The 15,705-nt window shown below is 37.7% G+C and carries 11 protein-coding genes and 1 tRNA gene; 3 read left to right on the top strand and 9 right to left on the bottom strand.

Annotated elements, in window-relative coordinates; genetic code table 11:
* Positions 1-9 precede the first annotated feature (9 nt).
* From HDE68_RS16440 to HDE68_RS16410, 7 genes are all read right to left on the bottom strand, one after another.
* Positions 10-1,479, bottom strand: coding sequence for a RagB/SusD family nutrient uptake outer membrane protein (locus tag HDE68_RS16440; RefSeq protein ID WP_183883317.1), 1,470 nt, complete (start codon positions 1,477-1,479; stop codon positions 10-12).
* An 11-nt stretch (positions 1,480-1,490) separates the two neighbouring features.
* Positions 1,491-4,721, bottom strand: a complete 3,231-nt coding sequence (locus HDE68_RS16435; RefSeq protein ID WP_183883316.1) for a SusC/RagA family TonB-linked outer membrane protein — start codon at positions 4,719-4,721, stop codon at positions 1,491-1,493.
* 300 nt (positions 4,722-5,021) lie between these two features.
* A complete protein-coding gene (locus HDE68_RS16430) occupies positions 5,022-6,158 on the bottom strand; it encodes a FecR family protein (RefSeq protein WP_183883315.1) in 1,137 nt (378 codons plus the stop codon).
* 70 nt (positions 6,159-6,228) lie between these two features.
* Entirely contained in the window at positions 6,229-6,807 is a 579-nt protein-coding gene (locus HDE68_RS16425) for an RNA polymerase sigma factor (RefSeq protein WP_183883314.1), read from the bottom strand.
* Between the two features lie 128 nt (positions 6,808-6,935).
* On the bottom strand, positions 6,936-8,003 hold the full coding sequence (locus HDE68_RS16420; RefSeq protein ID WP_183883313.1) for a phosphatidylinositol-specific phospholipase C1-like protein: 1,068 nt from the start codon (positions 8,001-8,003) through the stop codon (positions 6,936-6,938).
* A 48-nt stretch (positions 8,004-8,051) separates the two neighbouring features.
* Complete coding sequence (locus HDE68_RS16415; protein ID WP_183883312.1) at positions 8,052-9,650, bottom strand: RagB/SusD family nutrient uptake outer membrane protein; 1,599 nt, start codon at positions 9,648-9,650, stop codon at positions 8,052-8,054.
* A gap of 24 nt (positions 9,651-9,674) precedes the next feature.
* A complete protein-coding gene (locus tag HDE68_RS16410; protein ID WP_183883311.1) occupies positions 9,675-12,674 on the bottom strand; it encodes a SusC/RagA family TonB-linked outer membrane protein in 3,000 nt (999 codons plus the stop codon).
* 327 nt (positions 12,675-13,001) lie between these two features.
* On the opposite strand from HDE68_RS16410, the gene HDE68_RS16405 reads away from it, so the two are divergent.
* Together HDE68_RS16405 and HDE68_RS16400 are read left to right on the top strand one after the other, a co-directional pair.
* Complete coding sequence (locus HDE68_RS16405; RefSeq protein ID WP_183883310.1) at positions 13,002-13,283, top strand: hypothetical protein; 282 nt, start codon at positions 13,002-13,004, stop codon at positions 13,281-13,283.
* The gene (locus HDE68_RS16400) at positions 13,284-14,234 is read left to right on the top strand and encodes a hypothetical protein (RefSeq protein ID WP_183883309.1); all 951 of its coding nucleotides are present in this window, start codon (positions 13,284-13,286) and stop codon (positions 14,232-14,234) included.
* A gap of 85 nt (positions 14,235-14,319) precedes the next feature.
* Here the strand turns inward: HDE68_RS16400 and HDE68_RS16395 are convergent, their stop codons facing one another.
* Positions 14,320-14,535 (bottom strand): hypothetical protein, encoded by a 216-nt coding sequence (locus HDE68_RS16395; protein WP_183883308.1) that lies wholly within the window; start codon positions 14,533-14,535, stop codon positions 14,320-14,322.
* A gap of 304 nt (positions 14,536-14,839) precedes the next feature.
* Here HDE68_RS16395 and HDE68_RS16390 point away from each other — a divergent pair, with 304 nt between their 5' ends.
* Entirely contained in the window at positions 14,840-15,550 is a 711-nt protein-coding gene (locus tag HDE68_RS16390; protein ID WP_183883307.1) for a thioesterase II family protein, read from the top strand.
* A 43-nt stretch (positions 15,551-15,593) separates the two neighbouring features.
* On the opposite strand, the gene HDE68_RS16385 is transcribed toward HDE68_RS16390, so the two are convergent.
* Positions 15,594-15,677 (bottom strand) — tRNA-Leu (locus HDE68_RS16385).
* Positions 15,678-15,705 lie beyond the last annotated feature (28 nt).

Raw genomic sequence — 15,705 nt, 5'->3', positions numbered from 1 at the left:
GATTATAAACTAGTTATATCCTGCATTCTGTACCATATTTGGATTTGAATTCATTTCAGCTAAAGGAATAGGCAATATTGTCTTTAGTGAAGTATTTTCGATAGGTATTAAAATACCCCCTGTACGGTATTTAGTAAATCCTTGTTTATGACGTGTTAAGTCAAACAGACGATGCCCTTCAAAAGCAAATTCTTTACGGTTTTCAACAAGAATAAGATTTTGCAATGCTGTACCTGTTTCGGTAGTGGTCGGTTTTGCAGTGTCAGCACGTTTCGCTACCACATCCAGATCGGCCGCTGCCAAAGCATCTTTACCCTGTTTCGCTCTTGCTTCTGCCCTGATTAAATAAACTTCTGATAACCTGATTACCTTCACTCCTTCTTCGTAAGTGGCAATATTATTATATTTTGTGATTACAAAAGCAGGATCTTCACCACCACTGCCACTTCTTTTACTTTTAGCCATAAAATTCCTGCGTACATCTGTATTTTTATACAGGTTATATAGATCATCTGTTGCAAGACCGTCTCCATAACTTGCTCCCTGTAATAAAAAGCTGCATAATGCATCTTGTGCCAGGTTATCTGTTGGGGTGAACTGTACTTCAAAGATTCCCTCCGCATTATTCTGAGTTCTGAAGTTCGCAGATCCCGCTGCATAATTAGCATTCGTTAATAAAGTATATTTATTACTGCTGATGACCTCTGTAGCCATAGCTTCTGCATTGGCCCAATCACCCATATACAGATAAACCCTTGACAATAGTGCCTTGGCAGCATAATGTGTAATATGGCCTCTGTTTGAAGCACTGAAACCTATCGGAGCTGCTGCAGGCAATAAAGTAACCGCTTTTTGTAAATCAGTTACAATTTGGGCATAACCTTCTTTTACGGTATTTCTTCCCGGAGAAATTACATCCTCCTTGCTCGTTCCACTTTTGATCACTACCGGTACTCCGATATGACCGGCACCGGCCGATGCATTATAAGGCGCAGCATATAAACGTAATAAATCGAAATGTGCCAGCGCCCTTAAGGTATAAGCTTCACCTATCAGGTGTTTCAGCTCACCGGTCTCAGATTCTGGAAGTGAAAGCTTTTCACCTTTGGAAATGATAATATTGGCGTTCACAATTGTCCTGTACATGATATTCCATGAACCAGAAGCGGTACCATCATTTACTGTGGTGATGTATTGATCATAACTGGTATATCTGTTCGAATTCCTTCTGCTGATATACATATTGTCTGCCATCAGATCGGGTAATACAACCAGGCTTCTTCCATAGTAAGCAGCACTTTGCAAAAGTCCGTAAGTACCCATAACCGCAGCTTTTGTACTTGGCAAATCAATGACTACCATGTCTACTGAGGTTTGCTGAGCAGGATCAATCTCTAAAAAGCTCTTCTTACAAGAACCAAAAGATAAAGCCAGTATAATCAATGGTAATATTTTATAGGAATGTTTAATCGTTTTCATCTTGGCGGGTATTAAAATTTAAGATCAAGGCCCAAAAGAGCAGTTTTATAAATAGGAACGTTTTTGTCTGCAAATCCATCTATACCCACTTCAGGGTCAAAACTAATGCGTTTATCTTTGATGTAAGTAAATAGATTACTGGCTCTGAAATAGATTTTAGCACTGGAAATATTAGCGTATTTAATCCATTTTGAAGGTAACTGGTATCCCAGGGAAACATCACGCAGACGGATATAATCTCCGTTATAAAGGAAACGGGAAGAACTCTGGCTCGAAGGCCCCGATTGTGTACCTGTAAATACAATCTTTGGCTGATCAGTGATATCTCCAGGATTACGCCATCTGTTATCATAGGTATAACGCGTCATCCTGGTAGTAGGCGTAAAACCTCCTGAACCATCCGAGAAGCTTGTCGCCCCATAATTATCATAAACTTTGTTTCCGAAGTTAAAGTATAACATGAAGCTCAAAGAGAACCCTTTATAAGTGAAAGTGTTAGTTAATCCACCAAAAACTTTTGGTAAGGCACTCCCCTGGTTAAATTGTTTTGCTGAACCATAGTTATTTGTAGTTTGAGATTTACTTTCATCAGTATACCATAAAGCTTCTCCGTTCTGAGGATCTACACCTGCATAACCAACCATATATAACTGATAAAAGTCACCACCTACAAAACGGTTATATCCGCCAGAGACAATAGGGCTGTTTAATGCCGTAATCTTATTGTTCATGGTAGAAATATTGAAGTTCGTAGTCCAGCCAAAGCCGTTGCCTTCAGACTTAAAGTTTATACTGTTTAATTCCAGCTCTAAACCGCTGTTTTTCATTGCTCCAATATTATCGGTATAACTTGTTAAACCGTTTGTAGCAGAAATAGGCTTGCTTAACAGGAGGTCTGATGTAGCACGTGTATAGTATTCCACTGTTCCTGTCAATCTGTTTTTAAGGATACCAAAGTCCAGTCCAATATTAAATGGTTTGTTTTTCTCCCAGGTAAGCAGGTTATTACCATAATTGGAGAATTCCAATCCTGGTGCATTATCATAGTCCGCACTTTTATAAAGTGCTTTGGAAACAAAATTACCGATGTCCTGATTTCCGTTTACACCGTAACTACTGCGCAAACGAAGGTCTGAAATCACATCCTGTCCTTCCATAAAGCGTTCCCTGGTAATATTCCATGAACCACCAACAGACCAGAAATTACCGTATATATTTTCAGCACCAAATCTTGAAGAACCATCGCGGCGAAGGGAAGCACTTAAAAAGTATTTTGATTTATAATCAAATGAAGCATTGAAAAATGCAGAATTAAGTGCGTTTGCAGTTTCACTGGAACCTCCGTTAACTAATATAGAGGCATTGTCGAGTGTATAAGTATTCGGTAAGAAATTACGTTTGGTTACACTATTACCTGCTTCATTTACTTTTTGAGCCTCATAACCTGCATAAGTTTTAAGACCAAAATCACCAATTGTTTTATTGAAACGTAAAATCGTCGTGTTTACCCAGTTCGAGGAACGGTCGGTAGAAGCAGTAGCTCTTCCGCCATCGGTACGTGAAGTACCTACACCCGATTTATTATAATCGTTTGTTTCATCATAGACAAAATTGATGTTGGACTGATTTTCAATAGATAATGAAGGCAACAACTGATATTTAACCAGGAAATTACCCAGCATTCCATAAGAGTTATTTTTACGGTAACTTTCTTTTACCTGAGCAATAGGGTTATACCTGTTAAAATAGCTAAAATCATAAGTACCATCGTCATTATATGCCTTTAACCAGGGCTGATAGATTGAATACATCCGCACTGGATTTCCAAATGTACCACCATCTGCCTGGCTCTGGTTTTTGCGATAGTTAATTTGAAGACCACCTGTAAAAGAAAGTTTTTCTGTAGCCTGGTTAGTTAATTTTAAATTTGCCGTACTTCTTGAAAATTCACTTCCCAAAAGAGGTGCTTTTGCTACATAATGACTTCCGGAAACATAAAACTTCGTTTTTTCTGTTCCACCGCTTGCAGAAAGGTCGTATTGATTATAAGTCCCTGTACGGGTAAGCAGGTCAAACCAATCGGTATTTACATTAGGGTCAACAGCATTATCAACCAACGCTTTCTCAAAAAGTGCTGCATCATTTCCTTTATTTACCCAGCCCTCTTTTAAAAGTTCGAGCATTTCCTGGGTATTTAAAGATTTATGCCCCTTAATTGTGGTTACATTATTCGCTCCAAACTGTACTGAAGCATTAATAACCGTTTTACCAGCTGCACCAGTTTTTGTCGTAATCAGAATGACTCCGTTTGCTGCCCTTGATCCATAAATCGAAGCTGCCGATGCATCTTTTAAAACAGTCACAGATTCTACATCGAAACTGTTCAGACTGTTAATCAGGCCTGCTTCTAATGGAATTCCATCTACTACATAAAGAGGGCCGCTGCCTGCATTCACAGATCCGATACCACGAATTCTGACATTAGGTACGGCACCGGGCTGCCCCGATCCGTTTGAAGAAACCAGTCCGGGAACATTTCCCTGTAAAGTTTCCTGAATACTTGTTCTGGGGCTTCCATTAATTAAATCAGACTTTAATGTTTTAGCTGATCCTGTAAAAGAGGCCTTGGTTTGTGTACCGTAAGCAACGACCATGACCTCGCTTAAATCTTCATTAGAAGGTGTTAAGGTGATGTTTTTAGTGATATCATCTTTTTTAAGCTCAACAGTTGACAGGTATTTTTCATAACCTATAAAACTTGCTGTCAATACATATTTCCCTGGGTTTAAGACATTAAATACATATTCCCCATCTCCGTTGGTTTGGGTGCTTTGTTTGAAATTGTCTCCACTCAGTATAATACTAACACCCGGTAAAGGCATCCCCGCTTCATCCAGGACTTTTCCTTTCAAAACAGTAACCTTGTACTGATTTTCGGCATAACCTACAGTCAGGTCTTTTCTTCTAAGCAGTACATTATTTCCAACGATCTTAAAAGTTAAAGGCAAAACCTTTGTACATTCATTTAATACGGTTTCTATAGATGCAGTCTGGACATCGATAGACATTCTGATCCCACTGATATCATGTGCATCATAGAAAAATACATAACCCGTTTGTTTTTTAATAGACGTTAATATCCTCTCCAAAGGAACATTTTTTTCCTTCAGACTGATTTGGCTATATCCTTTTGCACTGGCTTGCATGAATGCCAGAAACAACAAGATGGTGGTCAATTTCATAATAAGCAGTAATTTAGGGGGAAGCCATGTCTTGGACATAGCTGTGGTAATAGCATTAAAATTCATACTTTTGTGGTGTTTGGGTTAATACAGTAAATAGTTCTCAAAATTGTTTTATCCCGGGTCTTTGCCGGGAAGGGTTAGCTCAGATATTCCGCAGTTGTGCTCCAACACTTCTGCGGTTCTTTATTTGACTACCCTACAGATTCAATACTTTCGTAATTTTCTTTTCATAATCCTTTAACTGGTTAATTAATTGGGTTTTGGTTATTTATCTGTTGGTTTAGTCCTTTACAGCAACTATTTGGTTACTGTGATTTTTTTTCCTTCAATCCTGAAATGCACTTTAAAAAAACTAAGGATATCCAGTACTTCTGAAAGGTTTATATTCCGGTGGATTTCTCCTGAAAATTGTCTTACAGGCAGATTGCCCTCATAATTGACTTCGACATCATACCACCTGGCAACTGACCTCATGACCGTTTGCAAATCAGCATCTTTAAAACGGAACATCCCATTTTTCCAGGCAACAGCCTCTTCTGTACTGGCAAGGTTCACATTCAGATGATTTCCCAGTAAAACAGCTTGCTGTCCTGGTTTTAAAAAGACATCACCGGCCGATTGTGCATTGACTTTAACTGCCCCTTCTAATAAGGTAGTTTTCACTGCAGGTTCGTCCTGATATGAGTTGATGTTGAAATGCGTACCTAATACTTCTACAGTCTGTAATGCCGCGGATACTTTGAATGGCTTTACCGGATCTTTCGCTACTTCAAAATAAGCTTCTCCGGTTAAGATCACGCTGCGTTCTGCACCCGTAAATACAGCAGGGTAACGCAAAGACGAAGCTGCATTCAACCAGACTTTTGTTCCATCGGGCAGGTTTACCTGATACTGCCCTCCCTTAGGAGTGGAAATCAGGTTCATGGCAGCTTGTCCATCGGCCAGTTTGTTATTCCTGGCAGAAACAGTATAAACCAATTGGCCGTCTTTGGTTTTTGTAATAATAATACCAGCCTCTTCTGCAAGCGGGCCGTTAACAGCTTCATCTAAAGTGATTTTTTTGCCATCTGCCAGCGTCAGTGTAGCCTTATTGCCACCAGGCAAAATCTGCGGGGTTTCTCTTTGAGCGATATGGGCTGGGGAATGTGGCTGCCGATTAAAACCTGTACCCTTAAAAAAGTACAGCCCAATAGAAACTGTAAGAAGAATTGCCGCAGCAACCCCAATCTGTGGCCATAATTTACGTTTGATGGAAGTTTCCTGATGAATAGGCAGCTTTTTCCAGATCCTGTCAGCTGCATCTTCCAATTCAGTATCGGATAAAGCCTGTGGTTTCTGCTGTTCAAATTTCAGATACCATGTTTCTACAATTGCTTTTTCAGCAGGTGTGCAATTTCCTGACTTATATTTCTCTAGTAATTCTTTCGCATCCATTGGCTTCACCGCTTATTACCACTATAGACGGTTAACGCCTGGCCTGGGCGTAGAAGAAAATGAAAATAATTTAATAATAACTGATATACAGCAGATATACCACCAGCCCAAGTCTGGTCCTGAGAATTTTCAGTGCATTGTTCACATGTTTTTTAACTGTCATTTCGGACAGCTCTAATTTTTGTGCAATTTCACGATGAGAGAGATTAGCTTTCCTGCTGAGTTCAAAAACTTCTCTCATTTTAGGAGTCAGCGCACTAATCTCTTTTTCAATCAGAGCCGTTAGCTCATTTTCTCTGACCAGATGATCTGTAATTGCCTCACTCTGATCGATAAAATGCTGAAGCGAAACGATATAATCGGATTCAACCCTTTGGTGAGAAATAATGTCTAATATCCGGTTTCTGACAGACTGATAAAGATAACCGGAGAGATGCGTCTTTAAAACCAGATTATCCCTTTTAGTCCACAACGATGTAAATAACTCGTGGACTACATCATCTGCCTCCTGCTGATTTCTTAGCCGGTTATAGGCATGGATATATAATAACCCCTTGTAACGATTGTATATTTCGGTAAAAGCAGCCTTGTCACCCTCCTTTAGAAAAGCAACCAGATCGTTATCAGATAAAGTTATATAAGAGCTCATAATCAGACCTGCCCCCTATGTTTGATGGAAGATCCCGGTCAATATTAAATAAATTTTCCGTAAAATCTTTAAAGTCCCAATGTAATCAAATTGTTAAGACGAAGATAAAACACTAGAAAAGAGTAACATCAATATGATTTGAAAAACGGATTAAGCCTGAAATACTTCCCATTTTCAAAGCTTATAGCATACTCAGATTTAAAATGGGTACTCTTCAGGTAATAATCAGTAGTAATAATCTGCGCACCGGAAGCACATGCTGCATCAAAATTGGAGCGGTCATTGTTCCTTGCTTCTTGTGTATCAGAGTCTGCCCTTGTACGGATAATATATCCTTTTTTAATCAGCTGAGGTATCAGCGGGTCTTTAGCATTATTGATAATCATCATTCCAGCTTCGGGCCTTCCAGCTTCTGCATTAGCAAATAAAACTCTTCCTTTAAGCGAAGGGTGCCCTTTAATATAAAGCTCCATCTTCTCTCCTTTCTGATCAAGAATAAACAGGAATTTACCCCTGGCCTGTTTCAGCGTTGGCCAGTTATCCCTGGAAACTGCTGCTGCTAATGTTTTATAATTTCCCCTGACCTGATCGGGTGTGATGATTTTATTCTTACCAAGACCTGCTAATAATGCCTGGTCAAGCTGGTTGAATAATTCTGCATTGAATGGTTCAGGGTCACTATAACCTTCACCTTTCATTTTATCGTCTTTAGCCTCTAAGGTGATGAATATTGGTGTATGATCAGGATGAGCATCTGACCATTGTTTCAATTTCTCCAGACCGCCTTTCAAGGTCAGAAAATCACTTCTGAAATCCAGGTCCTGTATATGAAAAACCTTAAAACCAGGCGCCTCCATTTCTTTGTTCACATCATAAGGAGCCTGATCTTTTACCCAGTCCAGCCCCCTGGGATGTGCATATTTGCCTCCTTTTGAATCAGCATAGACATCAATCTCAAGATTTCTTAAGCCCATATCAAGCTGCGCCGTCACACTGATATGCTCATAGTCTATTTTACTGGCCGATACAGAATCTTTTTGTTTGATCTTTTCAAAAAGATGAGAATCAATGGCTTTCTTATAACTATTGTGTGAACCTATAACCTGAATTTTATTGATTGGTAAATCATCCCCGTTTTTTAGTAGCGATAGTGGAAAGATGAACAATAACAATGCGCTGGAAACTGTCTTTATCATAAGTGTGAAAATAAAAACAGCCGGCATTAGCCGGCTGTTTAAAGAAAATTAATAACCTGGGTTTTGTCTTAAGTTTGAGTTTAACTGCAACTCTGTAGCCGGAATCGGATAGATCCTTCTGTTCGCATCTTTATTCATTGATAACACATCATTTTGCAAAGGATATTCCTTTTCAAATAAACCATAACGGATCAGATCGTTTCTTCTCCAGGCTTCCCAACTTAATTCCTTTGCTCTTTCGTCCAGCAAAATATCTAAATCAACAACGGTTGCTGCGTCTGCACCTGCCCTTGCACGGATTTTATTCACTAAAATAAGCGGCGTTTGCATTTCTCCATTGACAGCTGTTGGAGCAGCACCACGTAAAATAGCTTCTGCTTTCATCAGCATTACGTCTGCCAAACGTAAAAGAGGCATATCATTACCATTTAAGCGTGTAGCTTGTATAGCGTTTACATCCGGCCAATATTTGACTGAACGGATACCTTTTGCCTGGTCAGCAACAGTATTGCCGACATCCATTGGCTTACCCGGTTTAAGAATAAGGTCTGGCGTAATTACGATTTGATTGGTTGTACCTGCTATAAAAACCGGCTTTGTCTTATCAGGTTTTCTATTTGCATCAGGTGCAAATTGCGGACCAACCAGCCAGAAAGATTTCCTGATATCATTATCATCAGTAAACCTATTATAATATTCAGGGGTTGTACTCATTGAAATACTAAAACCAACTCCCGGAATCCCATAAGCAGCTGCAAGTGCAGGATAGAATCCAAATCTGGTCATTTGATTACCTGGTATCTGCTGATCATAAGGGACAGCGAATATGGTCTCTTTAATCTGAGGTCCGTTATTTACGTCAAATATATCTGAATACTTAGCATCCAGCTGATAGGTTGTATTCTTCATCACACTATCAGCCATAGCTACCGCCTCTGTATATCTCGGCTTACCAGTATATACCTGAGCATTCAAATACATTTTAGCCAGCAGGGCGAAAGCCATTCCACGGGTTGGTTTACCATATAATAATGTTTGATTCGCTCCGGATTTTTGTGGTAAATTAGGAATAACCGCCAACAATTCTTTTTCAATAAATTCAAATACTTTATCTCTGCTGGTTGTACCAGGTAAAGTACCTGCTTCTACCGGAAACTTATCGATGATTGGTATATTACCATAAAGATCCATCATCATAAAGTAATACAATGCGCGCATCGTCTTGATCTCAGTAATTCCACTTGCTTTCCTCGCATCAGAAACTGAAGACCCATTAGTTACTGAAATCAAACGGTTACAATTGTTGATACCGCCAAATCCCCACTCCCAGACAGTTTTCACATTAGGGTGATCGAATGTCCAGGTATGATAATGTAATTGTCGGTATTGTCCGCCATCGTCAAAATTCCCATCTCTGGCCGGCAGGATTGCTGCATCAGTAGACATCTCCTGCATCCTGAAGTAAGGAACCCCGAATTGCGAAGAAAGATTAGAGTACATGGTACCATATAATGCAGCATAATCTGCATCAGTTGTAGGAAAATTGTCTTTTACGTATTGCGATTCCACCTTAACATCCAGTTTTGTACAGGATGTGATGGTTAACATTGCAGCACATGCCGCCGTTAATAAAAATATATTTTTCATTTCGTTGAATTATAGAATGACAGCTTAAAATGATGCGTTAATACCAAGACTGAACGTGCGGGTTTTAGGATAAAAATTGTTGTTATCAATACCCGGTGTTAAACCTCCAATACTGATCTCTGGATCCAGCCCTGTGTATTTAGTAATTACAAATAAATTATTTGCTGTCACATACAGACGTAATGCTTTAACAGATTGTGTTTTTGGTTTGATAGTATAACCCAGTGTAGCATTATCCAAACGTAAATAAGAACCGCTTTCCAGGTATCTGTCAGAAATCAGGTAAGCATTTCCATCATTGAAAGACTCGCCTAAAGTAGATCTTGGGATATTCTGCAATTTAGCATCAGCAGGAGTATTCAGCCCTGCTGCAGTTGCATTTAAGATTTTATTACCTAAAACACCGCGTACAAGGAAGCTGAAATCTAATTTTTTATAGGTAAAACTGTTACTCCAGCCATAGATATATTTTGGTTGTGCATTACCAGCAATTTTAGCATCAGATGTTAAAGGCTGTGTTGCAATTGTTTGTCCGGCTGCATTAACATAAGTACTTACACCTGCGTCATTTTTACCAGCGTAATTCCAAAGTTTAAAAGTCCCTAAAGCTTCACCCGGTTGTATGATCTGGCTATAATTCCCTGATTGTCCTTTACCTCCCAATTGTGCAGTCTGGATATAAGAAATTTTATAGAAATCATCAGACAAAGTTTGTACGACATTTTTATTATGGGCAATATTTGGTGAAGTGTTCCAGCTAAAGTCATTTGTTTTAACGACCAAAGCATTTAAGGATAATTCAATACCAGTATTTTTGATCTTTCCTACATTGGCTGTAATTGTAGGTAAGAAAAACTGCGTGGTAGAAACCGCATATTCTGTATAGATCAGGTCTGATGTTTTCTTGATATAGTAATCAATTGAACCTGTAATCCTGTTACCAAATAAACCAAAATCAAGTCCAAAGTTGCTTGTTGAAGTACTTTCCCACTTCAAATCCGGATTTTCGTTTCTTACCGGACCAATGGCATTGCTAATTACCCCATTGTTCAGATATTTACTGCTGCCTGCAGGTGTTCCAAAGACTAATAAAGCAGAAAATGCATCAAAGCCCAGGCTATTTCCTGATTTACCATAACCTACTCTCAATTTCAAATCACTGATGGCAGGCACACTTTTCATAAAATCTTCTCCTGTAATTCTCCATCCGGCAGATACTGCAGGGAATAATCCCCAACGGCTATTTCTACCAAAGGCAGATGAACCATCTTTTCTCAGTGACCCCTGAAACAGGTATTTCTGATCATAATTATACTGCGCTCTTCCATAGAAAGAGATTAACCTCAAAGTTGAAATTGCCAGATTTGCGAATGGAACCTGAGAAAGTAATGAAGGATTAGATAAAAATATATTGTTGGCTCCAAGGTTATCATTTGAAAAACCCTGAGTAGTCACCCCAAAACCATCATTCGTACGATCTTCCTGCCATGAATATCCTCCAAGTAACTTCACACTGTGCTTACCAAACATTTTATCATAATTGAAATATCCTTCTAATACTTCTGTCTTATTTAGAATGTCCAGCTTAATCGCCTGCCCATTTACCCCTCTGGCAAGTCCCGACTGGCTATTTAAATAAGTACTTGCATTAGTCTGATCTTTTTGTGTGGATACGCTTGCAGTGAATTTCAATCCTGATAAGATGTCCACCTGTGCCATTCCATTGATCAGCGTTTTATTATTTACATTTACAATACTATTATTATCAATAATAGAAAGTGGATTTCTGGTTCCACTACCCGTTCTGTCGTAGTTTTCCTTATAGGTACCATTTGCATTAAAAGGACTTACTGTAGGCAGATAAAATAACATATTTGAAAGTGCCTGCGTCTGATAAACATCGTTACCAGTAGAAGCACTATTCGTTATAGTCATTCCTAATTTCAACCTGTCATTAAAAAATTTCTGGTTTATATAAGCTCTGGCAATAGTTCTTTTCAAGGAAGTATTTTTCAAAATCCCCTGGTTATTAAAATAATTGACACTTGCACCATAATCTGAAGATTGACCTGAGCCACCATAAGACAAGTTATGATTTTGCGAGAAACCGGTTCTTTCAATTAATTTTTGCCAGTTGGTATCCGATCCATCATCATCAATAGGGTTTAAGGTCTGTTTATTATCTTTAAGATACTGACGTAATTCTGGTCCGCTAAGCATATCGTATTTTTTAGATACACTTTCTACTGCTCCATAGCCACTATAAGAAAGTCTGGATTGTCCCCCTTTAGATCTTTTGGTGGTTACAATGATTACCCCATTTGCAGCCCTGGAACCGTAAATAGCTGTAGAAGAGGCATCTTTTAAAATGTCAATATTCTCTATATCTGCTGGTGCCAAAAGGTCAATTGATGCTCCTGGTACACCATCAATCACATAAAATGGCTCTTGTGCAGCACCTTCACGCAAGGTAGAAGGTCCCCTTAAAATCGTTGACGGCTTGCCGTTAGGGTCACCACTTTTAGTCACATTTAATCCGGCAACCTTACCTTGCAGCAATTGAGCAGGGCTTGTCATTACACCCTGATTAAATTCTTCCGCATTAACCGAGGTTACTGCTCCGGTTAAATCCTTTTTACTTGAAGTACCATAACCAATTACAACTACATCTTTAAGCAACTTACTATCAGTCACCAGCGAGATGTTTAAACTTGAATTGTTTCCAACTGCGACTTCTTTAGTTATCGTACCCAGCATGTTAAATACAAGAATATCCTGCGGATTACTGATCTGTATGGAAAAATCACCATTCTGATTAGTGGAGGTGGCAACCTTAGTACCTTTAACCCTTACTGTAACACCGGGTAAACCGCCGTTAGTTTCATCAGTTACCTTTCCCTTAATAATTTTACTTTGTTGTGCAAAAGAACACACTGAAATGGTCAGCATGAATAACAGTAGAAGAGAAAATTTCTGCTGCAAACAATGGGCGACCATAAAAATTACCTTGTAGTTTTTTCTCATAAATCGTTTTATTTAATTCACTAAAATTCCGACAAAGATGTATCTCTCAGTTTAATACGGATCTACATTGAAGTTATTAAATTGTTAAGAAGAATAACATATATTATTATTATAATAACATACACTGAGCGTATTAATCATTAATAAAATAAATAACAATTAATGAAACCTATAAGAAAACTACCCTAAAACAGACAAAAAGAAACAAAGCGCCTATATTTAAATCATAAATTAATAAAAAAACAACTAAATTCACAAAAACAACAATAAAGTGCAATAAAAAATTATATTATTATATATATTTGACTTAAAAATTAATTTAAATATATGATAAGAACAATTACAAAAACAATAACAAAAAAATTGTTATTATTAGCAGTTATCAGTTTGTCCAGCAGCTGTGCAAAAGAAATAATCCAACCAAAAGAAGAGATTGTTCAAAAACCCAAAATGGAAGAATTAACCGGCTACTATTCAAAACTTGTTAGGGTAAAGCCAAGTGATATGATTTATAATGAAAAAACTGAACAGTTTTCCATTTTCGGAACCGATCAGATCAGTCTTTCAGATTTAACAGAAATATACAAAATCAATAATCCACAAAATTAAATGATAAAATATATCAAAGCGCTGCTAATAATTGCAGCCATCCTGCTTGATTATTCAAAATCAAATGCTCAACATGTTGGTTCTATAGAGAATTTTGTTATTTCCGCACAATACTTAAATAGTGGAAAAATAAAAGTTACTAAAACCGGCGGGTTCACGGATATAAAATACACTGTAACTTTTGTAAGGAGTTATATTCCTGGTACAAGTAATTTTTCACCATTCGATATGACAGTTGGTATAACTACACCAGCAAACAATACGACCCTTAATATATTAAATCAACCAGTAAGAGTTACCATTAAAGATTTCGGAAGCACGAGTACAAGGCTCGAAAAAGAATTCACAGCTCATATTGACAATAGTTTGCTGAATGAAAATCAGCCTGTAAACTTAACATATGCTCTTAATGGAACATCTACTCCATTAAGAGCATACGAAAATAGATCCTACTATCCTATTTTTAACTGGACAGATCCAGTAACTGAACCTGGTGGTGGTGGTGGTAATAAATTTCCTGAGAATGATCCCAGATATATTAAGCCTAATGTAGAATTTATTGCAAAATTAGGTCAGGAAATAGCTAGAAATGGAGAATACGTTTTAGTATTTGGGTCAGACGGTAATATGGTTTTGTATAAAGAAAACCCATATACTGTATTATGGGCATCCAGTACAGTAATAGAAGGAGGTAAATTATTTTTCAGAAATGACGGATTTGTTTGCATTTTAGATCCACAGGGTAACGTCAAATGGAGAGCAAACGGAGACAATAATAATGCCTATCCAAACTGCTGGTGGATACTTCAAACTGACGGTAATTTCGTAGGATATCAAAGTTATAGAACGGCTGCTGATGGCACAGTTACCCCTTATGGTGCTGCTTTCGCAGCAACAGGTACTGCCAACGGAAAGAGAAGCAGTCATTTTGGAAGATTAGTGATTTTGTAAAGAAGCTGTAATCTTCATTGTAGTAATACCAGAGAAAAGAAGGAAGCTTTCATATCAGCTTCCTTCTTTTTTATTAAAGCATAATCTAAATGCTGATATCCTTATTGGTATGCTTATTCAATAAACCTTTTAGCTCATTCATCTGCTGTTCAAGAATACGGCATTTCAATAAGTTTGTCATGTACTCCATTGATACTTCTCCTTTTTGTGCCAGTATAAGTGAATTAAGTTCGTCTGAAACGAATTGTGATTTAGCATTGAATTCAACTATATCGAGGAATAAATCGTTATTAGCTCCCATTGTTTTTGATTAATTAGATGTCTAGAACGGGAAAAGTAATTCAATAATATTTACAACATTATATTATTACGGCAACCACAGCTATAATTACGTGAAGTGATAAAAAACAACACAAAAACATCATCCGCACCAATATGAATATTCTTAAGATATCTCCTTCTGTACGAATAAGATTACGCTAAGTCAGATATATTTTTCTTTTCCAGAACATAATCTGTTAATTTATTAAATTAGCTTAATTTAACATCTGATTAAACACAGCCCTATTTAATTTAAAATATTAACCCAAACCAATTTATAAAGCATGTCAAAGCCACAGTTATTTATGTTTCATTTTGCAGGAGGAAATAGTTATTCTTTTAAATTTATGAACCCCTATCTACAAGAATTCACAATTGAACCAATTGAGCTTCCCGGAAGAGGAAAAAGATCGGGGGAAATATTAATTACAGACTTTCATACAGCGGCAAAGGATGTATATAAGCAGGTAAAAAGCAAACTGAATTCAAAACAATTTCTCATATATGGCCATAGTATGGGAGCATATCTTGCGCTTAAAGTGACAAAAATGCTTGAATTGGATAATATAAGTCCAATAGGTATTATTGTAACAGGAAATGCAGGCCCTAAAATATCAGAGAATAAAAAAAGGTACCTGTTAAATGAAAAAGACTTTGTTAAAGAAGTAAAAAAACTTGGAGGATTGCCTTCGGAGGTCTTAGAGAATCAGGAATTACTCGATTATTTCATGCCTATCTTAAAAGCAGATTTTGAGATTTCAGAAGAAAATAATCTAGAGAGGGATTCAACAATTAATGTACCTATATATTCATTAATGGGAGATACTGAAGAACATGCAGACAAAATTACGAATTGGTCAAAATATACCAGATCTGACTTTAAACATGAGGTACTTAGCGGAGATCATTTTTTCATTTATAATCATCCAGAACGGTTAGCTAAGATCATCACAAAACATTACCATGATCATGTAGTAGAGAAGAAACTTTCATAAAGCAAAAAAAACCGCCTTAGAAATATCTAAGAGCGGTTATTAGTACCCGGAAGCAGATTCGAACTGCCACGCCTTTTCAAGCGCCACCCCCTCAAGGTGGTGCGTCTGCCAATTTCGCCACCCGGGTATTTTCTGAGCTGCAAATATATATTTAT

It is taken from the genome of Pedobacter cryoconitis (assembly GCF_014200605.1).
GTDB classification, from domain to species: Bacteria; Bacteroidota; Bacteroidia; order Sphingobacteriales; family Sphingobacteriaceae; genus Pedobacter; species Pedobacter cryoconitis_B.
The sequence above is the reverse complement of the archived record's forward strand: the minus strand, read 5'-3'. Positions and strand labels throughout refer to the sequence as shown.

Coding starts and splice junctions, on each gene's coding strand:
- HDE68_RS16430 (WP_183883315.1), bottom strand. CDS start 6,158: ATGGATGCGAAAGAATTACTAGAGAAATATAAGTCAGGAAATTGCACA.
- HDE68_RS16435 (WP_183883316.1), bottom strand. CDS start 4,721: ATGAAATTGACCACCATCTTGTTGTTTCTGGCATTCATGCAAGCCAGT.
- HDE68_RS16390 (WP_183883307.1), top strand. CDS start 14,840: ATGTCAAAGCCACAGTTATTTATGTTTCATTTTGCAGGAGGAAATAGT.
- HDE68_RS16440 (WP_183883317.1), bottom strand. CDS start 1,479: ATGAAAACGATTAAACATTCCTATAAAATATTACCATTGATTATACTG.
- HDE68_RS16415 (WP_183883312.1), bottom strand. CDS start 9,650: ATGAAAAATATATTTTTATTAACGGCGGCATGTGCTGCAATGTTAACC.
- HDE68_RS16400 (WP_183883309.1), top strand. CDS start 13,284: ATGATAAAATATATCAAAGCGCTGCTAATAATTGCAGCCATCCTGCTT.
- HDE68_RS16425 (WP_183883314.1), bottom strand. CDS start 6,807: ATGAGCTCTTATATAACTTTATCTGATAACGATCTGGTTGCTTTTCTA.
- HDE68_RS16410 (WP_183883311.1), bottom strand. CDS start 12,674: ATGAGAAAAAACTACAAGGTAATTTTTATGGTCGCCCATTGTTTGCAG.
- HDE68_RS16420 (WP_183883313.1), bottom strand. CDS start 8,003: ATGATAAAGACAGTTTCCAGCGCATTGTTATTGTTCATCTTTCCACTA.
- HDE68_RS16405 (WP_183883310.1), top strand. CDS start 13,002: ATGATAAGAACAATTACAAAAACAATAACAAAAAAATTGTTATTATTA.
- HDE68_RS16395 (WP_183883308.1), bottom strand. CDS start 14,535: ATGGGAGCTAATAACGATTTATTCCTCGATATAGTTGAATTCAATGCT.